The organism is Streptomyces kryoterrae (genome assembly GCF_054072135.1).
Map to the genome: position 1 here is coordinate 9635287 of NZ_CM133358.1, position 20818 is coordinate 9656104.

Below are 20818 nucleotides of genomic sequence, written 5' to 3' on the forward strand. Positions count from 1 at the left end.
GCCGCGTCCCGTCCCTCACCCACCTGCTCAGGAGATGCTTCGTCATGTCCAGCGACACCGCCCGGATCGTGCCACGAAGACGCGTCCCAGCCGTCGACGGCGTGCGGAAGGAAGAAGGAGGTAGGCCATGTGCGGCCTGAGTGGGGAGATCCGTTTCGACGGCCGACGCCCCGACCTCGCCGCTGTCGAGCGCATGAGCGACCGGCTTGCCGCCCGTGGCCCCGACGGACGGGGAACGTGGACGCGGGACGCGGTCGCCCTGGGGCATCGCCGCCTGAAGATCATCGATCTGTCGGAACTCGGAGCGCAGCCGATGACCGATGTCCGGGGCGAGATCACCGGCGTCTTCAACGGCTGCGTGTACAACTACCGGGAGCTGCGCGAGGAGCTCCAGGGGCTGGGCCACCGCTTCGATTCGACGTCCGACACCGAGGTGGTACTGAAGGGCTACCAGCAGTGGGGAACCGCCTGCGTCGAGCACTTCTACGGCATGTTCGCCTTCGCCCTCGTCGAACACCGCACCGGCCGGGTGGTGCTGGGCCGCGACCGGCTCGGGATCAAGCCCCTGTATCTGGCGCGGACGCCGGGCCGGCTGCGGTTCGCCTCCACGCTGCCGGCCCTTCTCGCCGCCGGGGACGTCGACACCTCCCTCGATCCGGTGGCCGTCCACCAGTACCTGAGCTGGCACGCCACGGTGGCGGCGCCGCGCACCGTCCTGAGCGGCGTCCGCAAACTCCCGCCGGCCACCGTGCGCGTCGTCGAACCGGACGGCAGCCAGCGCGACCACCGCTACTGGCAGCCGTCCTACACCCGGCGGCCCGAGTACGCAGACATGGCCCCGGCCGAATGGCGCGACGCGGTGCTGGAAGCGCTGCGTACCGGCGTACGCCGTCGGATGGTGGCCGACGTGCCGGTGGGTGTCCTCCTCTCCGGCGGACTGGACTCCAGCCTGGTCGTCGCGCTGCTGGCCGACGAGGGCCAGCGCGACCTGCGGACGTTCAGCGTCGGGTTCGAGGCGGAAGGGGGCGAGGAGGGGGACGAGTTCGGGTACTCGGACCGGGTCGCCCGGGAGTTCCGCACCGACCACCACCGGCTGATGATCCCCTCCGGCCGGGTGTCGGGGGCCCTGGACGGGGCCGTCGCGGCGATGAGCGAACCGATGACCAGCCATGACGCCGTCGCCTTCTACCTGCTGTCCGAGCAGGTCGCGAAGGAGGTGAAGGTCGTGCAGAGCGGCCAGGGCGCGGACGAGGTGTTCGCCGGCTACCACTGGTACCCGGAGCTGGCCGAGGTCACCCGTGAGGAGGAGCCGGAGCGGTACGCCGAGACGTACTTCGACCGCCCGCACGCCGACCTCACCCGCATCCTGCAGCCCCACATGCTGCCCGACGACGACGTCTCGGGCCGCTTCGTCAAGGACCACATGGCCGTGCCCGGGGCGGAGACGGCCCTGGACGCGGCGCTCCGGCTGGACACCCACGTCATGCTCGTCGACGACCCCGTCAAGCGCGTCGACAACATGACCATGGCCTGGGGTCTGGAGGCCAGGGTGCCGTTCCTCGACCACGAACTGGTGGAACTGGCCGCGGCCTGCCCGCCGGAGCTCAAACTGGCCGACGGCGGCAAGGGCGTACTGAAGGAGGCCGGCCGGAAGCTCCTGCCCCGCGAGATCGTCGACCGGCCCAAGGGCTACTTCCCCGTCCCGGCCATCAAGCACATGGCGGGCCCCGTCCTCGACCGGGTACGTGAGGCGCTCGACGCGCCCGAGGCGAAGAAGCGCGGCGTGTTCCAGGAGTCGTACGTGGCGGAACTCCTGGCCGCGCCCGACGAGCACCGGACCAGGCGTGGAGCCAACGCCCTGTGGCAGGTGGCGCTGCTGGAGACATGGCTGCAGACGCACGGAATCACGTGACCCACGAGCCGGGTACGCGGGCGCCGGAGGCAGCGGCGACCGCCCGGCCGTCAGTCGCGGCCCACCCCGGGGCACCCGGCCTCGCGGCACTGGCTCCCCTGTTGTCGGACGCCCGGCCGGCGGACGCGCACGAGCCCGACTGCGCCGCCGCCCCCGTTCCGGTGCCGTTGCCCGGGGCGGGCGGCCCGCGGGACGCCGTCACCAGGCTGCACGCGCACGGCTGCTGGTATCCCTCCACCACCGCCGACGGCACCCAGGCGGCCTTCATCTGCGACCGGGGCGGAGTCCCGCAGCTGTGGGCCGGGCCGGTGGACGGCTCCGAGGTGCGGCTGCTCGACTCCTCCCCCGATCCCGTCAAGGAGGTGTCCTGGGCACCGGACGGCCGCTGGATCGCGTACACCACAGCACCCGGGGGCGGCGAGCACACACGTGTGCTGTGCGTACGGCCCGACGGCACCGGCCGCCGCATCCTGGCCGGAGCCGGCCCCGGTGGCTCCGCCTATCTGGGGTGCTGGACGCACGACGGCTCGGCCGTCGCCGTCACCGCGACCGCCCACACACACCTGCAGGGCTTGGGACACGCCTCGACGGACCTCGATCCCGTCGGTGCCCCGCTCCCACCCGACTGGGCCGACCGGGACGGCCGCGCGACACTGCTGGGCGGGGCCCGGTACGACTCCGGGCAGCGGACGGCACCGGCGCCGGTCGACCTCAGGGCACCGGAGGCGCCGGCTGTCCGGCCCGGCGGCGGGCTGTCGGCGTACCTGATCGACCCCGACGGTCTGGCGTCACCGGTGCTTCTCGCCACGGAGACGCACGCCGCCACCCTGCGCGTGTGCGACCTCAGCCGAGACGGAAAGCTCGCCTTGCTGCGCCGGGGGCCGCGCGGACGGCGCGAGGCGGTCGTACGGCGCACGGCCGACTCGGTGACGACGTGCACGGTGCCGGTCGCCGACGGGGATCCGTGGATCGGCCGGTTCTCCCCGGACGGGCTGACGCTCTGGCTGCGCAGCGACGCCGACCGGGAGCACGCCGCGCTGTTCGCGGTCGCCCTCGACGCCGACGGCGAGCCGCGCGAGAGGGCGGTCGTGGTCCAGCGCGAGGACCAGGAACTGGAACTGCTGGCCATGGCCCACGACGGCCGCACAGCCGTGCTGGTGTGGAACGCGCAGGGCGCCGGGGAACTCGAACTCGTCGAGACCTCCCCGGCGCGCCACCTCCCGGACAGCGCGGGACCGCCGAGGCCCGTCTCCCTGCCGCACGAGGTCGTCACCCGGGTGGTGGCCGCCGGCCCGGGCCGCATGCTGCTCGCGCTGTCCGGCTCGCAACGCCGCCCGGGGGTGTGGTGGGCGCATGAGGGCGTGTCCCTGCTGCGCACCCCGTGGTCCTCCCGCGACGAGGACGCCGTTCCGCCGGGCCGCCCACCCGTGCGCCCCGTCCCCCTGCGCCTCGCGGCACGGGACGGGCTGCCCCTGAGCGGCTGGTACTACAGGGCGCCGGGACGTGCCCCGGGCGAGCCGGCCCCCTGCGTGATCCATCTGCACGGCGGCCCGGAGGAGCAGGAACGCCCCGTGTTCAACCCGCTGTACCACGAGCTGCTCGGCCGCGGGCTGGACGTCTTCGCCCCCGACGTGCGCGGCTCCTCGGGACACGGCAGGTCCTTCGTCGACGCCGACCTGGGCACCGGCCGCTTCGCCGCCCTGGACGACGTCGCGGACTGCACCGCCCACGCGGTGACGGCGGGCCCCGCCGACCCGACCCGGCTCGCCGTCATGGGGCGCTCGTACGGCGGCTATCTGACGTTCGCCTCCCTCGTGCGGCATCCGGACCTCTTCCGCACCGGGGTCGCCGTCTGCGGCATGTCCGACCTCCTGACCTTCTTCGCCGGTACGGAGCCATGGATCGCGGACTCCGCGGTACACAAGTACGGACATCCGGAGCACGACCGCGCGCTGCTGCACGCCCTCTCCCCGATGAGCCGCGTCGACGCGCTGCGGGTCCCGCTGCTCGCCGTCCACGGCGAACACGACACCAACGTGCCGCCGGGGGAGTCCGAGCAGTTCGTACGGGCCGCGCGGGAGCGCGGCGTCCCCGCCGAACTCCTGACCCTGCGCGACGAGGGTCACGACTTCCTGCGCGCGGACAGCCGGCGACTGTTCCGCCGGGCCGCCGCCGACTGGCTGGAACGGCACCTCGGCGGCTGACCCTCGCGGGCCGAACGCGGCGGCACCCCGGTGTACGGGTGGGTGGCGGCGCTGATGCCGGTGCCCGGCGGGTAACCCTCGGCACACCCCCTGCGCCGGCCCTGGCTCAGTTCGGCGTGTCACCGACCAGGGCCAGGTTCTCGATGGCCGCGAGACCGTACAGCGCCGTGGAGTTGGTGCTGATCCAGGGGGCGTCGGTGCCGGCGTTGAGCACGGTGGGGCCGTCGATCCTCGTGGTCGCCCATGAGGTGCTCGCGTCCGGATAGCCGTCGCCCGTCGTGAACTTGTTCCAGGCCCGGGTGGCCAGCGCGGCCTCGCCGGTCCGGCTCGCCGCGTACGCGTCCAGCCGGGAGTGGCCCTGGACCAGGCTCACCTTGAAACTCGCGCCGTAGCGGGCCTTCTGCTCGGCGGAGGTGGCGTTGAAGTAGCGGCAGTAGTCCAGCCAGGCGGCCCGGAAGCCCGGGATGTCGCTCTCGTCGAGAGCGCCGATCAGCTCGGCCGCCAGCTCGGGCAGGCCGAAGCTCGCGGAGAGATGGGAGACGGCGATGACGGGGGCGGTCTGGATGGCGAAGGCTCCCGTGTCGAGGTCGTACAGACCGCTGCCCTGCACGAAGCCGTTGGGCTGTGCGGCGATCGTCGAGGCGCTGGCCAGCAGTTTCTTCCTCGCCGTCTGCCATTTGGGGCCGCGCCGCTCCCACTCCGTCCACCAGGCCCAGCCGAGGCCGCTCCAGTCGGTGCCGAAGCCGATGGACAGGGCGTGGCGGTCCCCTGGGCTGTAGCCGTCGGTGCGGACCTTGCGGTTGGGATCGAGCCTCAGGAAGGTCTCGTCCGCGTCGACCTGGGCGTGCATCAGGTCGCCGGTGCGCTCGTCGGCGGTGAGGTAGTAGAAGAGGCGGCGGTAGACGGGCGTCGAGATACGGACCTGCTTGGCACTGTCGCCGAAGTGCTGGACCCCGTGCCGGGTGCCCAGGCCCGCCCACTTCCCGATGTGGTAGACGTCGACCTCGCCGGTGTGGCGGGTCATGGCCTCGGCGAAACGGTAGATGTCGGCCCGCCCGGAGCGCAGATAGGCCAGCCAGAGCCACAGGTCGGTGGAGAGCTCGGAGTTGTCCCAGGCGTAGCCGCCGACGTCGTAGCACCAGGTGTGGCGGGCCGGGTCGTAGGTGTGCTGGACGTCGCCGTAGTCCAGGAAGCCGTACCAGCGGCGCTGTTCGCGCTGGTCCCGGTAGTAGGCGAAGAGCAGGTCGAGGCGGTCCTCGACGGTCTTCCTGGCGGTGGTCGAGCGGTCCACCGGGGACCAGAGTCCGGCGAAGACGCCCGCCTTGTGCAGGGTCTCGGGGGCGGCGACGAGCTGCGGCGGGGCGGTCAGCGCGTCCTTCTGGGCGACCAGCGTGCCGGCCGTCGGGGTGGCGGCGTTGGCCCACAGGTAGAGCTCGGAGGTGCGGGCGATGCCGTACGGGGTGGCGAACCCGGGTTCGTAGTCCTCGTAGGTGATGTTGAGCCCGGCGGTCTGCTCGTCGTAGGTGTCCTGGCCGAGGCCGTCGTGGTAGAAGCGCAGGTCGAGCGGCTGGGCCTCCGGCGACCAGAGCCAGAGGGTGACGGTCGCCTCGTCGGAGGCGGCTCCGCGGATGTCGAGCTGGGCGGGGTGCTTCTGCCAGAAGTCCCGCAGGCCGAAGGAGAGTCCGCCGCTGATCCCGCCGACGTAGCCGAAGCCGGGGGCCCGGGTGCCGCCGGTGGTATGGATCCAGCCGTGGCCGGCCCTGGTGCGCTTGCGGACGGTGAAGCCGTCGGCCGACAGCTGGGCGAGGGAGTAGTCGCCCCAGGCCGGGACGTACTGGAGGGCGGAGGAGACCCGGGTGTCCCAGGTGGAGATGTCCGGCAGCCTCTCGCCCTTGACCTGCGCGGTGCGCACGGCCGCGCCCGGGTCGCGGCGCAGACCGGTGATGCCCTGGACGGCCTCGGTGAGGAAGCCGTCGTCGGCGCCGGCGAGGCGGACGTGCCGGTTGTAGAGCTCGTCGGAGAGGGGGACGCGGATGCGCAGACCCAGGCCCTTGATGAAGTCGCCGCCGGCCTTGCCGGCCTGTTGTGTGCCGTCGTACGTGATGGTGTGGACGACACGGATCGCCTCGGACCCGGCGTACAGGTAGAGGCGGACGACGAAGGGCAGCCAGGAGCGGCGTCCGCGCTCGTGCTCGCCCTCGATACGGATGACGGCGCGTACCGGTCCCGACTGCTCGACGGTGACGGAGTGGACGCGGCCGGTGAAGCGCTCCCAGCGGGCGCCGGCGCCACTGCCGTCGAGGTCGTCGTCGATCTCCGGCTGGCGCAGCACGACCAGTTCGGCCTTGTTCGCGATCCTGGCGTCGCCGCGCTTGATGCCGCGTATGACGTCGTGGGCGCCGGACTTGGCGATGCTGACCTGGATGACGCCGGTGTCGACGTCGATCGTGCCGCCCTTGGTGTCCACGGTGAGCGCGGTGTCGGCCTCGGCGGGCGTGCCCGGGGCCAGGGTGTAGCTCTCGGCGGGCCCGGTGGTGGTGCCGACCGCGTGGGCGGTCCACTTCAGGGTGCCGTCGGGCCAGTGGGCGGTGGGCCAGGACTGCACGGGGACGGCCGTCCCGTCGGCGGCGGTGAGGGCGAAGGGCTGGTCGGCGCGGAGCGCGCCCTGGGGCCAGGCCACGCCGAAGGTGGTGCCGGGTGTCCCGGCGGGGGTGCCGCCCTCCAGCCAGGTGAGCTTCACCGGGTCGACGGCGGTGGCTCCGGCCGGGGCTGCCGCGGCCGGGTCGGCGGCGAGCGCCCAGGAGAGCTGGGTCGCCGCGACGGTGACCGCTGCCGCCTTGAGGGCGTCTCTGCGCGACATCTCAGCCACGGTGACCGCCCTGGAGGCGCCAGACGCGGAAGTCGGTGATGTGGAAGTGGCTCCAGGTGGTACGGAAGGCGAACCAGCCGCTGGTGTAGGGGTCTTCGTCGGTGTAGTCGAAGACCAGCTCGCCGTTGTCCCAGTACTGGATGTGCTTGCCGTCGGAGACCAGCCGGACGCGGTTGGGCTCGTTCGCGGTGAGCAGCGGCGAGGTGTAGTCGTAGATCAGCGGCCGGGAGCCCGGCACGCCGACGTAACGGCGAAGCCGGGTGGTGGTGTTGGAGTTCGCGCCGAGGCCCGCGTAGTACGTGGTGAGCTGGTCGTAGTCGGCCAGGGCGCCGCTGCGGGTCGTGGCGAACAGGCTCTCCGGGGATTTCGGATCCCGGGCGTTCCAGAAGGAGTTGAGGTCGCTCACCCGGTCGTTGACGCCGCCCGCCGAGACGGGGGTCGCCGTGAAGTCGATCTCGTACCGGCCCGAGAACGGCCGCTTGAACCACACCGACGCCCCGGCGGGCACGTCGACGTCCAGCACGCCGTGCTTCGCCGTGACGCTACCGCCCTTCTCCAGCTCGGCCGCCCACTGGCCGGTGCCGTGCCGGAAGTCGTCGCCGGCCAGCAACTGGCGGTGGTGGTAAGGGCCTTGACCGCTCGGTGTGGCGGCGGCACCGGTGGACAGGGCGGTGGTGAACGCGGCGGCGAGGCTCACCACGACGGTGGCCCAGGTGTAGCGCATCGGAAGATCCCTTTCTGTGGACGACCGGAAGCGTACGGAAACAAACCCTTCCCATCAGTGAATGCCACAGAAGTGAAAAGAAGCGTTCACGATCAAGCCGATTCGCCGTCGAATCCCGCATGTTGGGACCCAGTGTGACGTGCTGTTACAACTTCATGATCATCGGCCGTCGATCTTCGTGCGGAGCCGCTCGGACGGGCAGGCTGGGGCGCACCCCTCCCCAAACCCCCCTCGCGCCACAGGAGTTGTCCGCATGTCTTTCGACAGCCCGATCTCCCGCCGTACCGTCCTCGCCTCGGCGGCCGGACTCGCCCTGGCCCTCGCCACCCCCGTCACCGCCAGGGCCGCGAGCTTCGGCTACACCGACGACGGAACCAACTACGTCGTCGACACCGGAGCCGGCCTGGTCTTCAAGGTCAACCACAGCAACGGCGACCTCTCGTCCTTCGCCTACAACGGCACCCAGTACCAGGGCTACGACGGCAAGAACTCCCACATCGAGAGCGGCCTCGGCGCCTCGACGGTCACCATCTCCACGCCCGCCACCGGAGTCGTCCTCGTCAAGGTCGTCCACGGCGCCCTGATCCACTACTACGCGGCGCGCAGCGGCGAGAACAACATCTACCTGTTCACCTACAAGCCCGACACCTCCGTCACCGCCAGCCGCTACATCGCGCGCCTCAAGCCCGGCGTCTTCCCCACCACCTACCCGGACACCTGGTCCAACTCCGACACCGTCATCGAGTCCGCCGACGTCTTCGCCAAGGCCGACGGCACCACCCGGTCCAAGCACTTCGCCAACCTGCGCACCATCGACTACGACTACTTCGGCTTCAGTGCCTCCGCCGCCTCCATCTGGGTCGTGCGCTCCAACAAGGAGAAGGACTCCGGCGGCCCCTTCGTCCGCCAACTCCTGCGCCACGGCAACGAGTCGGGCGCCGGACTCTACGAGCACCTCTACTACGCGGAAGGCCAGACGGAGCCCGAGCGCTTCGGTTTGCACGGCCCGTACGTCCTCGCCTTCACCGACGGGTCGGCGCCGACCGCCGCCGTGTCCGGGCGCGACAACACCGCCTGGGTGGACGCCCTCGGCCTCACCGGCTGGACCGGCGCGAGCGGTCGCGGGCGGATCGTCGGCAACGGGCTCGCGGGGCGGGACACCTCGTACCCCTACGTCGTGGGCGTGGCCAACTCCGAGGCCCAGTACTGGGGGAAGGTGGACGCGGCCACCGGCAAGTACACGGTCAAGGGTGTTCTTCCCGGCACCTACACCCTGACCGTCCACAAGGGTGAACTCGCCGTCCACACCCAGGACGTGACGGTCACCGCGGGCGCCGCCACGACCCTGCACACCATCACCATCACCGGCGACCCCGCCGCCGACACCGCCATCTGGCGCGTCGGCGACTGGAACGGCACCCCGGCCGGTTTCAAGAACGCGTCCCTCGTCACCTACGCCCACCCCTCCGACTCCCGCGCCGCCCCCTGGACCGCCGGCACCTACGTCATCGGCAGCTCGACGGCCTCGGCCTGGCCCGCCTACCAGTTCAAGGAGATCAACCAGGGCCTGCTCATCTCCTTCACCCTCACCGCCGCCCAGGCCGCCGCCGACCGCACCCTGCGCATCGGCATCACCACCGCCAAGGCGGGCGGTCGCCCCCAGATCACCGTCAACAACACGTGGACCTCCGCGATCCCGGCAGCCGCCACCGAGCCGTCCACCCGGACCCTGACCGTCGGCAGCTACCGCGGCAACAACCACACGTACGAATACGTCATCCCCGCCGCCCAGTTGCTGACCGGCACCAACACCCTGCGCGTAGACGCCGCCAGCGGTTCGGCGGGCGGCGGGGGCTACCTCAGTCCCAGCTACGGCTTCGACGCCCTCGACCTGCTCTGAGGACATGAAGGGGAAGAGGTGACACATGCGTGCATACGGATTCAGGGCGAACGGCGGACCGGAGGTCCAGGACGAGATCCAGGTGCCGAGACCCGCGCCCGGACCCGGCCAGGTACTCATCGAGGTCGCGTACGCCGGGGTGAACTTCGCCGAAGTGCAGCATCGGCGCGGTGAGTTCGGCGGGCCCGACGGTCCCGGCGGCTACGACGTGCCCGGCCTCGAGGTCTCCGGCACGGTGATCGCCCTCGGCAGCGGGGCGAGCCGGCCGGCCGTCGGCGAGCGGGTCGCCGCCTACCTTCCGGCGTTCGGAGGGTACGCCGAGTTCGCGGTGAGCGACGCGGCCTTCGTCCGGCCGGTGGACGGACTCCCGTTGGCGCACGCGGCGGGCGTGCCGTGCGTGTATCCGACCGCCGACGGCGTGCTCACGGACGCCGGCCGGCTGCGCGGGTAGCGCCGCCGGGCGAGCCGCGCGGTGGGCTCGCCCGCCTCGCTGACCGGGGCGGCCCGCGTACTCGTCCAGCGCGACAGCGGAAGCGACAGTGTCCGCTCCTGCACGATGAACTCGGCTGTTGTCAGGCCCCGTACGGGTTCTCCGTCGTCCGTCGCCACCGGGAGGTCGAGCAGCAGGCGGCCGTCGCCGGGCAGCAGGCCGCCCTGCCACGCGCCGAAGACCACCGTGTACCCGCGCCGCATCAGATGGCCGTTGCCGGCGTCGCCGAGCGTGCGCGGGCGATTGGTGTGCGGGGCGTCGCAGAAGTACTGCACGGCCCGCTTGTTGCCACGGTTGCCCCAGTCGAAGAACAGGCGCCGCCGCCCTCCGTCGACCGGCCGGAGGATCTCGACGTCCCCCCTGAACCGCACCCTGCCCGCGCTGTCACGAGGCGCGAGCGCGAGGTCGGTGACCGAGCCGTGGGCGGGCGCGTCCGGATCGACCGAGTAGTGGGCCTTGGCGGTGATCACTTCGTACGCCCCACCCCCGGCGAAGCGATGACCGTCGGCGCACGGCTCACGGGCGTGTATCTCCAGCCGCACGGGCGGCTCCTGCGGAACGGCCCTCATCGGCTCGCCTCGTGCAGCAGCGCGGAGTCGTGCCGCCAGCCCAGTTCGGGTGCGATCAGGTGTCGTACGTCGTGCAGGATCTGTTCGTAGTCGGCCCGGTGGAACTCGTACGGCAGCTCCAGCCGCAGCTCCGGGACGGCCGCGACCACGGGATCCGCCGCCAGCTGCTCCAGGATCTGCTCCGCCGTCCCGACCACGTCCGGGGCGAAGAGGATCCGCTTCGGGCCCTGCGGTGCCAGGGTTCGCGCGTGCCGACTCGCCGCGTACTCCCGGTAGCGGGCCCGGGCGGACGTGTCCGCGCTGTCGAAGGGCACGATCACCCGGCCCAGCGCCACCCGTGTCGGGCGCTCCCCGGAGAGGGTGCGCCGGTACTCGGAGAGCAGGGCGAGCTGGGCCGTGGTGAAGTCGTCGGTGCCTTCGCCGGTGACGATGTTGCCGCTGAGCAGGTTCAGACCGTGCTCGCCGGCCCACCGGACCGAACGCAGACTGCCGCCGCCGTACCAGACCCGGTCCACCAGGCCCGGGTTGTGCGGCTGAAGGCGTGGCCGCTGGGTGTTGCCCGGGGACTGGATGACCGTGTCCGGGCCGCCGAGGTAGTCGCCGCGCAGATGGTCGAGGACGCGGGCGATCCTGCCGTACGACAGGTCGAAGGCACGCCAGTCCCCGTCGTACACCAGGTCGCCGAGGAGTTCGGCGTGCGGCATGCCGGTGCTCAGACCGACCTGGAGCCGCCCGCGGGACAGGACATCGGCCAGCGCCAGATCCTCGGCGAGCCGGAACGGGCTCTCGTACCCGATCGGGATGACGGCGGTCCCCAGCTCGACCCGCTCGGTGCGCTGACCGGCCGCGGCGAGGAAGACCGCGGCCGAACCGACACCGTGTTCGAGATGGCGTTGTCTGATCCACGCGCCGTCGAAACCGAGCCGTTCGCCGTACTCGAACAGCTGCAGCGTCTCCTCCAGACCCGTGTACGGGTCGTCGTCGGCGAAGTTGCCCGGGGTGAGAAAGGCCAGCGAACTGATCGCGGGGGTGCTCATACGGCGTTCTTCCGTCCTGGTCCGGTCCTGGTCGGGGCGGGGTCGTCTCGGTGGCGCCGGGTGCTCAGGACCCGCCGCGCTCGCGGGGGAGCTTCTCCCCGGCCTCGATCGCCACGGGCAGCCGGTTCTCGGCCGGCGGCAGCGGGCAGGTGGCCAGGTCGGTGTAGGCGCAGGGCAGGTTGGTCGCCCGGTTGAAGTCCAGGACGACCGTGCCGTCGGCGGCGGGCGCCCCGAGGGAGAGGGCCCGGTTGGCCGCGTAGGTGGTGACCCCGGAGGTCGCGTCGGTGAACAGCACCAGCAGACTGCCCGGGCCGTGTCCGGGGAACGCCGTCAGGGCCAGCGGCCGTCCGTCCAGTTCGAACTCGACCCGGCCCGGTGCGTCGTACACATGCTCAAGACCCTCGACCGCCGCGCCCACGGTCGTCGGCCGCGGCTCGTCGAAGGCCGTGTAACGGCCGGTCACGGCCCAGCGGGGGTGCGGCGCGTAGGCGGGCGTGCCAGTGAACGCGGTGCGCAGCGGATTGTCCGGGTGCCGGGGACGGACGATGTCGTGTCCACCGCGCTTGGCCACCTCGATGACGGCGTCACCCCAGACGGCGTTGACCCCGCCGCGCTCCGGGAGCACCCCGAAGCGGTGCTCGCCGTGCACGGGAGCGCCGTCGACGACCAGTTCCTCACCGTCGTCGAGGACCACGACGACCCCGTCGGCGCCGGTCGACCATGCGCCCGGCGCGTCCGGGAAGCGCTGCGGCTCGTCTGCGAGCCAGTGCAGGCCGGTGACGGCGAGGAACCCGTGCGGGTCGGCGAGCCGCGCCTCCTGCCCGGTGTGCCACTCCTGCCAGTCGTGGGTGAAGACGGACAGGTCTGCGGTGGTGTCCTGAACGGTCATGCGTTTTCCTTCTCTTCCTCTTCGAGTGGTTCGGTCGCGGCCGTCGTGTGACGGCCGCCGGGGATCGCCGCGAGCAGCTCGCGGGTGTACTCGTGGCGCGGGCGGGTGAAGAGCTCCTCGGCGGTCCCCGTCTCGACGACCCGGCCGGAGCGCATCACGGCGACGTGGTGCGCGATCTGGCGGACGACGGCCAGGTCGTGCGAGATGAACAGGTACGCCACCCCGGTGTCGGCCTGCAGTTCGGCGAGCAGTTCGAGCACCTGGGACTGGACGGACACGTCGAGCGCGGACACCGGTTCGTCGCACACCACCAGGTCGGGGGAGAGCGCCAGGGCCCGGGCGATCGCGACGCGCTGCCGCTGGCCGCCGGACAGTTCCGCCGGGCGGCGCTCCAGCGTCGACTTGGGCAGCGCGACCCGTTCGAGCAGCTCGCCCGCCCGGGCGAGCCGGGAGGCACGGTCGCCGACCTTGAACGCGCGCAGCGGCTCGGTGATCACCTCGCCGATGGAGAACCGGGGGTCCAGCGAGGCGTACGGGTTCTGGTAGACGAGCTGGGCCCGGCGGCGCAGCTGCCTTGCCTGCGCCCCGCCCGCGGTCGTGACGTCGGCGCCGTCGAACACGATGCGGCCGGAGGTCGCGTCGGTCAGCCGGAGCACCAGCCGGGCGGTGGTCGACTTCCCGGAACCGGACTCGCCGACCAGGGCCAGCGTGCGGCCCCGGTGGAGGGTGAAGCTGACGTCGTCGACCGCGCGCAGCGTGCGGGCCGAGCCGGCGGCGCGGGGGAGCCGGAACTCCTTGACCGCGTTGCGCACCTCGACCAGCGGCGCCGTCCCGGGAACGGACGGGGCCGTGACCGTGACCCGGGGGCGTGCGGTGGCCAGACTCGGCGCGCTCGCCAGCAGCCGCCGGGTGTACTCGTGCTGCGGACTGCCGAGGATGTCACGGGTCGGACCGGCCTCGACGACCCGTCCCTCGGACATGACGACGATCCGCTGCGCCCGGTCGGCGGCGACGCCGAGATCGTGCGTCACCAGCAGCACCGCCGTGCCCAACTCCTCGGTGAGGTGCTGGAGATGGTCGAGGATGACCCGCTGCACGGTGACGTCCAGCGCGCTCGTCGGCTCGTCCGCGATGATCAGCTTGGGCCTGCCCGCGATGGCGACGGCGATCAGGGCGCGTTGCCGCATCCCCCCGGACAGTTCGTGCGGGTACTGCCGGGCACGGGTGGCGGCGTCGGGCAGCCCGGCCCGGTCCAGGATCGCGATCGCGTCCGCCGGGGCGGAGCGGCGGGTCGCCAGCCCGTGGATGCGCAGCACCTCGGCGACCTGTTCACCGATGCGTTTGACCGGGTTGAGCGACACCGTGGGGTCCTGGGGCACCAGGCCGATCTGCGCACCGCGTACGGTCCGCAGCTCCGGCTCCGACAGCGCGGCGAGGTCGTGCCGCCCGAAGCGGACCGTCCCGGCCTCGATTCCGCCGTTCGCCGCCAGGAGCCGGACGATCGCGTGCGCGGTCGTGCTCTTGCCGGATCCGGACTCGCCGACCACCGCGGTCACCTGGCCCGGCCACACGTCGAGGTCGACGCCCCGCACGGCCGGTACGGTGCCGCCTCTGGTCCGGTACGACACCGTCAGGCCTCGCACCTCCAGCAGCGGTTCCCGTGCGTTCGTCACGTTGCCACCCGTTCCGGGGTCGTCACTCGTGGAGCCGGTCATCGCTGTCGGGACCATTCGCCGTCCAGCGCTCGCGCGATGCGGTTGGTTGCCAGCACGGTCGCGGCGATCGCCAGACCGGGCAGTGCGGTGAGCCACCAGGCGTTGCCCAGGTAGTTGCGCCCGTCGGCGATCAGCGTGCCCCACTCCGGCGCGGGGGGCGGCGCCCCGTAGCCGAGGAAGCTCAGCGACGACACGGCCAGGACGGAGGTGCCGAAGTCGAGGGTGGCCAGGACGATCACCGGGCCCGCCGCGTTGGGCAGCACATGCCGGCCGAGGACCGAGTACCAGCGGGACCCGCACGAGCGGGACGCCTCCACGAAGACCGCCTGCCGCACCCGCAGCACCTCCGCGCGTGTCACCCGGGCGAAGGCGGCGACGCTGGCGGCCCCGACCGCGACCGCGACCTTCACCGTCCCGTAGCCCAGCGCGGTGACCAGCGCCAGGGACAGGAACAGCGCCGGGATCGACAGCAGTACGTCGACGAAGCGCATCAGCACGTCGTCGACCCAGCGGCCGACGAACCCGGCGACCAGACCGATCAGACCGCCGACCACGAAGGCGACCGCCACCGCTATCAGAGTGGCCTTCAACGACAGCTGGGCACCGTGCACCACCCGCGAGAACAGATCGCGTCCCAGCTCGTCGGTGCCGAACCAGTGTGCGCCGCTCGGGCCGCTGAAGTTCTGCGACGGCACCCCGCGCAACGGGTCCTGCGAGGTGAACAGACCCGGCCGGAAAGCGGCCAGCACCACGAGGACCACCACGAGAACCGACACCAGCAGACCGGGCCGGCGCACGAGGAACCGCAGGACGCGCCGAGGTTCGCGACCTCGCCCGGTCTTCGGGCCGATGCCGGGCTCGACCGGACGCGCCAGGCCGAGCGCGGTGCCGGTGGCGACATCGTCGACGAGGGGCTGTTGACTCATGCGAACCTCCCCTTGCCGCCGGAGGCCACGACGATCCGCGGGTCGAGAAGCGGATAGACGAGGTCGACGATCAGATTGGCCAGTACGAAGATGAGCGCCCCGAACACCACGACCCCCTGCACCAGCGGGAGGTCCTGGGCCGTGACCGCGGCGGCCGTCACCCGGCCGATGCCGTCGCGGGAGAACACGGTCTCCACGACCACCGAACCGGCGATCAGCTGCCCGGCCAGCAGCCCGACGACCGTCAGCGCCGGCAGTGACGCGTTGCGCAGCGCGTGCCGCAGGTGAATCCGCCAGGGTCCGGAGCCCTTGGCCCGCGCGGTCTCCACATACGCCTGGTCCAGGGCCGTGAGCAGGCTCTTGGCCAGCACCTGTGCGACCAGCGCGCCGGTCGGGATCGCCAGCGTCAGCGCCGGCAGGACCAGTCCCCGCAACCCGTCGTTGCCGAACGCCGGGAACCAGCGCAACCGGAACGAGAACAGTTCGACGAGCAGCAGTCCCACCCAGAAGGTCGGCACCGACACACCCAACGGCGGCAACGACAGCAGCAGTTGCCGCAGCCACCGCCGTGAGGTGTAGGTCGCCAGCACCGCGAGACCGCCGCCGAGGAGCACCGCGAGCAACAGCGCCGTACCGGTCAGGGCCAGGGTCTGCGGCAGCGCGTCGCCCAGGGTCGAGGTCACCGGACGGCCGGTGGAGACCGAGTCGCCGAAGTCCCCGCGCACCGCCTTGCCGAGATAGTCGGCGTACTGCACCAGCACCGGCTTGTCGAAGCCGTACTCGTGCCGGAGCCTGGCGAGCTGTGCCGGATCGACCTGCCCGGAGTCCGCCCCGGCGCCGGCCATCGCCGACACCGGGTCACCGGGCAGGAGGTCCAGCACCAGGAACGAGACCGTGTAGGCCGCCCACAGCACCCCGAGCGCCTGCGCGACGCGCTTGATCACATAGCGGCGCATGCCCTATCCGACCCAGGTGTCGTGCAACTGGATCCGGCTGGAGGCCTCGAAGTCGAGGTTGTGCACCTTCTTCGACACCCCGAGCTGGGTCTGCAGCTCCACCACCGGCACCACATAGGCGTTCTGGACAATCAACTGCTGTGCCTGGTCGACCAGTTGCTCACGCTTGGCCGCGTCGGTGGTCGCCGCCTGCTGGGTCAGCAGTGAGTCCAGCGGGCTCGCCGGCAGGTGGTAGAAGTTGGCCAGCTTCGTGGAGAACTGGCTGCGCAGGATGTCCGGGTCGGCGCGGGTGATGTTGCCCCACACCGCGTCGAAGTCACCGGCCTGCAGCGTCGTGGCGAACTGGGTGATCTGCCGTTCCTTGAGCACGATCTCGATGCCGACGTCCTTGAGCTGCTGCTGGATCAGCTCCAGTGCGGGCTGGTTCGTGGCCGCGTTGGCGAACCAGGTGACGTTCAGGCTCAGCCTGGTGCCGTTCCTCGTCCGGATGCCGTCGCTGCCGGCCTTCCAACCGGCCGCGTCCAGCAGGGACTTCGCCTTCGCCGCGTCGTGGGTGAGATCCGCACCGAGGTTCGTGTAGTCCGGTGTGGTGTGCGCGAGGATGCTGGTGGCCGGCTGGGTGCCGGTCGGGAACACGGCGTCGACGATCTGCTGCCGGTCGATGGCGAACAGGATCGCCTGACGCACCTTCACGTCCTTCAGCACGGGGCGGGAGTTGTTCAGCCCCAGGTTGAACACGTTGCCCGGGTTGGCCCGTCGCAACAGGTTCACCTGGCCGCCCTGCAGCGCCGCCTCGTTGGCCTTGGCGACGCTGCTGATCGCGTCGACCTGCCCGGACTGCAGACTGCCGGTGCGCACCCCGGCCTCGGGTACGACCTTGAACACCACCTTGTCGAGGTAGGCCTCGCCCTCCTTGCTCCACTGCGAGGAACCCCAGGCGTACTTGGCGCGCTTGGCCAGGGTGATCGACTGGTTCTGCACGTACTGCTTCAGCGTGAACGGGCCGCTGCCGACGATTCCCTCGCTGCACTTCTGCTGCGGGGACCTCTTCGCGCTCGCCGAGGACTCGATGCCCAGCGAGAACGTCGAAGTGGCCTGCAGGAACTGGGCGTTGGGCTGTGCGAACTTCACCCGCACGGTGAGCGGGTCGACGACGGTCGTGCTCTCCAGGCCGCTCAGGTATCCCTGGGCGAGGGTCCCCAGGGCGCCGAGCTTCGGCACCGCGTCGAAGTTGTCCTTGACCGCCTGCGCCGTCAGGGGTGTCCCGTCGCTGAAGGTGACACCCGATCTCAGGTGGAAGGTGAAGGTCGTCGTGTCCGGGCTGACGTCCCAGCTCTTGGCCAGCCACGGCACGATCTTGCCGGTCTTCGGGTCCTGGTCGGTCAGGGAGTCGACGATCTGACGCAGCGAGTAGATGGTCTCGTTGCTGGCGACCTGCTGGGGATCGACGCAGCCGGAGTCGGAACCCACCGCGAAGGACAGGGTGCCGCCGGACGTCGGCCGGCCGCTGTCGCCGCTCGAACTGCTGCCGCCGCCGGACGAGCACGAGGTCAGCAGCACGCTGGTGGTGAGGAGTGCGGTCAACGCGGCCCATCGGGGGCCGGGGCCGGGGCGGGAATCCGGATGCGCTGTCACGGAAAGGTTTCTCCTACTCGAAAGTCGGCGCGCACGGGCATGTGCGGACCAATGGAGATGCGTAGACGGAGTCGCGCCCAGGAAACAGCGACACCGCGTGAAGAGGCGAAGGAAGAGGTCCAGAAGGGAAAGTGGGAAAGTCCGCTGCGGGCTCGAACCCGGAGGTGCCGGCGGTGAATGCCGACAGTCAGCTGTGGGACGTGGTCAGCCGCGACACAGACAACTGGAGATGCGCTGCAGGTCGATGTGGCGTCGCCGGGAGAACCGGGAAAGCGCCGCCACGGCAGCGACGGAGGGGGTCGAGACGCTGCTGTGGCGCACGCTCATTCCTCCATGTCCCGGGCCCCTGCCAGGGGCCACGCGCTTGCCGGGTCGGCGACCCGGCCGGGCTTTCACCTGGAGCACCCCACCGCGTCGGAGGGTTGCCGGTCAGCTAGCCAGGGCTTGACGCTGACACTCAATGCCAGTTGAAATTTTACCTATCGCCGCCGCGACTCGTCAATGTCATGAGGCGGGCTGACAACGCGCGGCGGCGAATCACCTGTGCGGAATCGCGGCTCGTCACCGCACTCGGTCGAGAAGCCGCAGTCCGACGCCGATCGTGAATCATGGGGTGGTCCACCGGATACCGATACCTCGTGGTCAGGGTGGCCGAGTTGTCGTCTCACCTGATGGTCACTCGCATTGACATCCCTTGTCGGGACATGCCTAACTTGCGGCGCAGACCGAGATGCCTCAGGGCCGGAGAAGTGATGGTGACAGCGATGTACGCAGCTGATGGGACGGCCGCACAGCGGCGCCTCAGCCACGTCCTGCTGTGCACGGACCGCTCCGTCGACCTGCTCCGTGTCAACAGCGCGCTCTGTACGGCCACTTGCCGCACCCTCTGTCGAGGCTGACGGTTTCCTGAGTCCCTGTTTCTGAATCTGCGAGCCTCCGAGTCCCGGGCTTTCGCTGACTGACGACCACCGCGTTCGCGGTGTGCCCTCTCCCTGCCCAGCCTCCGTTCCGCGTGTACCCGTGTGTCGTCTCGTGCCCCGAGCCGCTCCCGGGCGGCGCGGTGCTGCCGCCCTCCGCGGTCCTGGGTGTCCAAAACCGCTGGAGCCCTCCATGAGCGAAACTCCCGGCGTCGCTGTGTCCTCCGGATCAGCGCCGCCCGCCGAGGCGATACCCCGCCCCGACACCCCAGAGCCCCGAGACACCTCCGACAGCCCCGCCGCACCAGGGCCGCCGGCCGCGCAGCGAGTCCTCCCGATCCGGCGTCCCGGCCGCTGGATCCTCACGGCCGTCGTCCTCGTACTGGTCGCCCAGATCGTCCATGGGCTGGCGACCAACCCCTTCTACCAGTGGGACCGGTTCCAGTACTGGTTCCTGCGCCCGACGATCCTCGACGGCCTGCTCATCACCCTCGAAGTAACGCTCTACAGCGCGGTGTTGGGCCTGCTGGGCGGCATCTTCCTCGCCCTGGCACGGCTTTCCAGGAGCCCCGTACTGCGCGCCGTCAGCTGGATCTACATCTGGCTGTTCCGCTCGGTGCCGCTCATCGTCGTCCTGCTCTTCCTCTACAACTTCAGCGCGCTGTACCAGACGCTGAGCCTGGGCGTCCCCTTCGGCCCGGCGTTCTTCACCTTCGACGAGTCGCGGCTCGCCACCGACATGGTCGTCGCCGTCGTCGGCCTCAGCCTCAACGAGGCGGCGTACGCGGCAGAGGTCGTCCGCGGCGGCATTCTCTCCGTCGACCAGGGCCAGCACGAGGCTGCCTCCGCCCTCGGACTGCCGAAGCGCTACCAGTTCGCGAAGATCGTCTTCCCGCAGGCGCTGCGCTCCATCACCCCGAACTACGTCAACCAGCTGATCGGCCTGATCAAGGGCACCTCGCTGGTCTTCTACGTGTCCCTGCTCGACCTCTTCGGCAGCGTGCAGAGCATGGGCAGCACCTACCCCGGCGACATCGTGCCGCTGCTGCTGGTCGCCACCGTCTGGTACCTGATCCTGACCAGCATCGTGTCCGTCGTCCAGTTCTACGTCGAGCGGTACTACGCCCGGGGCGCCACCCGCACCCTGCCGCCGACGCCGTTGCAGAAGCTGCGGACCGGGGTCACCGACCTCCGGGCCCGCATCCGCAAGGAGGCCGCCGTATGACCGCCGGGACACTCGACGACACGGCCGCCACCGTCGAGGTGCACGATGTGCACAAGTGGTACGGCGCTCACCGGGTGCTGAACGGCGTGGACCTGACCGTGCGGCCCGGCGAGGTGACCGTGATCCTCGGCCCGTCCGGCTCGGGCAAGTCCACCCTGCTCAGGGTGATCAACCACCTGGAGAAGCCCGAGATCGGCCATGTCAGCGTGAACGGCGAGCTGATCGGCGTACGCAGGCACGGCGACCGTCTGAAGGAGCTCAGCGAGCGGGCGATCCTCACCCAGCGCAGCCGTATCGGCTTCGTCTTCCAGAACTTCAACCTCTTCCCGCACCTGACCGTGCTGGACAACGTGGCCGCGGCCCCGGTGGCTACCGGGAAGCTCGGCAGGGCGCAGGCCGCCGAACTCGCCCGGGAACTCCTGGACCGCGTCGGCCTGGCCGACAAGGTGGCCGCCTACCCACGGCAGTTGTCGGGTGGCCAGCAGCAGCGCGTGGCCATCGCCCGTGCCCTCGCCCTGCGCCCCGGAGTCATCCTCTTCGACGAGCCGACCTCCGCCCTCGACCCCGAACTGGTCGGCGAGGTGCAGGCCGTCATCAAGGACCTGGCCGGCAGTGGCACCACCCTCGTCATCGTCACCCACGAGATCGGCTTCGCTCGTGAGATCGCCGACCGGGTCGTCTTCATGGACGGCGGCCTGATCGTCGAACAGGGCCCGACCGCCGAGGTGTTGGACCACCCGACACAGGAGCGGACCAGGGACTTCCTGAGCAAGGTCCTCTGACCCGACAGGGTGCTCCTCCCCAAGCTCGCGGTCCGCCCGGACCGCCCCCACACCCTCACCGCACAACC

15 protein-coding genes and 1 riboswitch are annotated in these 20818 nt (G+C 71.1%); of the genes, 6 read left to right on the forward strand and 9 right to left on the reverse strand.

Translation table 11 applies throughout. The features are described from left to right. Positions 1-127: 127 nt before the first annotated feature. Together ACW4TU_RS43180 and ACW4TU_RS43185 are read left to right on the forward strand one after the other, a co-directional pair. Positions 128-1912, forward strand: a complete 1785-nt coding sequence (locus tag ACW4TU_RS43180) for an N-acetylglutaminylglutamine amidotransferase (RefSeq protein WP_457422710.1) — start codon at positions 128-130, stop codon at positions 1910-1912. Further along, complete coding sequence (locus tag ACW4TU_RS43185; RefSeq protein ID WP_457422712.1) at positions 1909-4116, forward strand: S9 family peptidase; 2208 nt, start codon at positions 1909-1911, stop codon at positions 4114-4116. Before ACW4TU_RS43180 ends, ACW4TU_RS43185 begins: the two co-directional genes overlap by 4 nt. A gap of 106 nt (positions 4117-4222) precedes the next feature. Here ACW4TU_RS43185 and ACW4TU_RS43190 read toward each other — a convergent pair whose 3' ends face one another. Next, positions 4223-6985 carry an exo-rhamnogalacturonan lyase family protein gene (locus ACW4TU_RS43190; protein ID WP_457422714.1) on the reverse strand — a complete coding sequence of 921 codons (2763 nt, stop codon included), beginning with the start codon at positions 6983-6985 and terminating at the stop codon, positions 4223-4225. Beyond that, positions 6978-7709: a DUF6250 domain-containing protein gene (locus ACW4TU_RS43195; protein WP_457422716.1), complete on the reverse strand. Its 732-nt coding sequence runs from the start codon at positions 7707-7709 to the stop codon at positions 6978-6980. Before ACW4TU_RS43195 ends, ACW4TU_RS43190 begins: the two co-directional genes overlap by 8 nt. 253 nt (positions 7710-7962) lie before the next feature. Here ACW4TU_RS43195 and ACW4TU_RS43200 point away from each other — a divergent pair, with 253 nt between their 5' ends. Beyond that, on the forward strand, positions 7963-9609 hold the full coding sequence (locus tag ACW4TU_RS43200; RefSeq protein WP_457422718.1) for a rhamnogalacturonan lyase B N-terminal domain-containing protein: 1647 nt from the start codon (positions 7963-7965) through the stop codon (positions 9607-9609). Positions 9610-9634: 25 nt separating this feature from the next. Next, complete coding sequence (locus ACW4TU_RS43205; protein WP_457422720.1) at positions 9635-10060, forward strand: alcohol dehydrogenase catalytic domain-containing protein; 426 nt, start codon at positions 9635-9637, stop codon at positions 10058-10060. A 604-nt stretch (positions 10061-10664) separates the two neighbouring features. On the opposite strand, the gene ACW4TU_RS43210 is transcribed toward ACW4TU_RS43205, so the two are convergent. The 7 genes from ACW4TU_RS43210 to ACW4TU_RS43240 all read right to left on the reverse strand — a co-directional run bounded on the left by ACW4TU_RS43210 (position 10665) and on the right by ACW4TU_RS43240 (position 18153). Continuing rightward, entirely contained in the window at positions 10665-11705 is a 1041-nt protein-coding gene (locus ACW4TU_RS43210) for an LLM class flavin-dependent oxidoreductase (RefSeq protein ID WP_457422722.1), read from the reverse strand. A gap of 64 nt (positions 11706-11769) precedes the next feature. Next, a complete protein-coding gene (locus ACW4TU_RS43215; protein WP_457422724.1) occupies positions 11770-12594 on the reverse strand; it encodes a DUF1684 domain-containing protein in 825 nt (274 codons plus the stop codon). Further along, a complete protein-coding gene (locus tag ACW4TU_RS43220) occupies positions 12591-14309 on the reverse strand; it encodes a dipeptide ABC transporter ATP-binding protein (RefSeq protein WP_457422726.1) in 1719 nt (572 codons plus the stop codon). The genes ACW4TU_RS43215 and ACW4TU_RS43220 overlap by 4 nt, the downstream gene beginning before the upstream one ends. Continuing rightward, complete coding sequence (locus tag ACW4TU_RS43225) at positions 14306-15235, reverse strand: ABC transporter permease (RefSeq protein ID WP_457422728.1); 930 nt, start codon at positions 15233-15235, stop codon at positions 14306-14308. Before ACW4TU_RS43225 ends, ACW4TU_RS43220 begins: the two co-directional genes overlap by 4 nt. Beyond that, positions 15232-16191 carry an ABC transporter permease gene (locus tag ACW4TU_RS43230; protein ID WP_457422730.1) on the reverse strand — a complete coding sequence of 320 codons (960 nt, stop codon included), beginning with the start codon at positions 16189-16191 and terminating at the stop codon, positions 15232-15234. Before ACW4TU_RS43230 ends, ACW4TU_RS43225 begins: the two co-directional genes overlap by 4 nt. Before the next feature lie 3 nt (positions 16192-16194). After that, positions 16195-17826: an ABC transporter substrate-binding protein gene (locus ACW4TU_RS43235; RefSeq protein WP_457422732.1), complete on the reverse strand. Its 1632-nt coding sequence runs from the start codon at positions 17824-17826 to the stop codon at positions 16195-16197. A 204-nt stretch (positions 17827-18030) separates the two neighbouring features. Then, complete coding sequence (locus ACW4TU_RS43240; protein WP_457422734.1) at positions 18031-18153, reverse strand: putative leader peptide; 123 nt, start codon at positions 18151-18153, stop codon at positions 18031-18033. A 28-nt stretch (positions 18154-18181) separates the two neighbouring features. Continuing rightward, a riboswitch (SAM riboswitch) is annotated at positions 18182-18291 on the reverse strand. Between the two features lie 645 nt (positions 18292-18936). Between ACW4TU_RS43240 and ACW4TU_RS43245 the strand changes: the two genes are divergently transcribed. Beyond that, positions 18937-19968 carry an amino acid ABC transporter permease gene (locus tag ACW4TU_RS43245; RefSeq protein WP_457422736.1) on the forward strand — a complete coding sequence of 344 codons (1032 nt, stop codon included), beginning with the start codon at positions 18937-18939 and terminating at the stop codon, positions 19966-19968. Continuing rightward, positions 19965-20750 (forward strand): amino acid ABC transporter ATP-binding protein, encoded by a 786-nt coding sequence (locus ACW4TU_RS43250; RefSeq protein WP_457422738.1) that lies wholly within the window; start codon positions 19965-19967, stop codon positions 20748-20750. Before ACW4TU_RS43245 ends, ACW4TU_RS43250 begins: the two co-directional genes overlap by 4 nt. Positions 20751-20818: the final 68 nt, after the last annotated feature.

Bases quoted from the DNA above. Each gene is read 5' to 3' on its own strand.
- ACW4TU_RS43180 (WP_457422710.1), top strand. From the start codon at position 128: ATGTGCGGCCTGAGTGGGGAGATCCGTTTCGACGGCCGACGCCCCGAC.
- ACW4TU_RS43195 (WP_457422716.1), bottom strand. From the start codon at position 7,709: ATGCGCTACACCTGGGCCACCGTCGTGGTGAGCCTCGCCGCCGCGTTC.
- ACW4TU_RS43200 (WP_457422718.1), top strand. From the start codon at position 7,963: ATGTCTTTCGACAGCCCGATCTCCCGCCGTACCGTCCTCGCCTCGGCG.
- ACW4TU_RS43205 (WP_457422720.1), top strand. From the start codon at position 9,635: ATGCGTGCATACGGATTCAGGGCGAACGGCGGACCGGAGGTCCAGGAC.
- ACW4TU_RS43210 (WP_457422722.1), bottom strand. From the start codon at position 11,705: ATGAGCACCCCCGCGATCAGTTCGCTGGCCTTTCTCACCCCGGGCAAC.
- ACW4TU_RS43215 (WP_457422724.1), bottom strand. From the start codon at position 12,594: ATGACCGTTCAGGACACCACCGCAGACCTGTCCGTCTTCACCCACGAC.
- ACW4TU_RS43220 (WP_457422726.1), bottom strand. From the start codon at position 14,309: ATGACCGGCTCCACGAGTGACGACCCCGGAACGGGTGGCAACGTGACG.
- ACW4TU_RS43225 (WP_457422728.1), bottom strand. From the start codon at position 15,235: ATGAGTCAACAGCCCCTCGTCGACGATGTCGCCACCGGCACCGCGCTC.
- ACW4TU_RS43230 (WP_457422730.1), bottom strand. From the start codon at position 16,191: ATGCGCCGCTATGTGATCAAGCGCGTCGCGCAGGCGCTCGGGGTGCTG.
- ACW4TU_RS43240 (WP_457422734.1), bottom strand. From the start codon at position 18,153: ATGAGCGTGCGCCACAGCAGCGTCTCGACCCCCTCCGTCGCTGCCGTG.
- ACW4TU_RS43245 (WP_457422736.1), top strand. From the start codon at position 18,937: ATGAGCGAAACTCCCGGCGTCGCTGTGTCCTCCGGATCAGCGCCGCCC.
- ACW4TU_RS43250 (WP_457422738.1), top strand. From the start codon at position 19,965: ATGACCGCCGGGACACTCGACGACACGGCCGCCACCGTCGAGGTGCAC.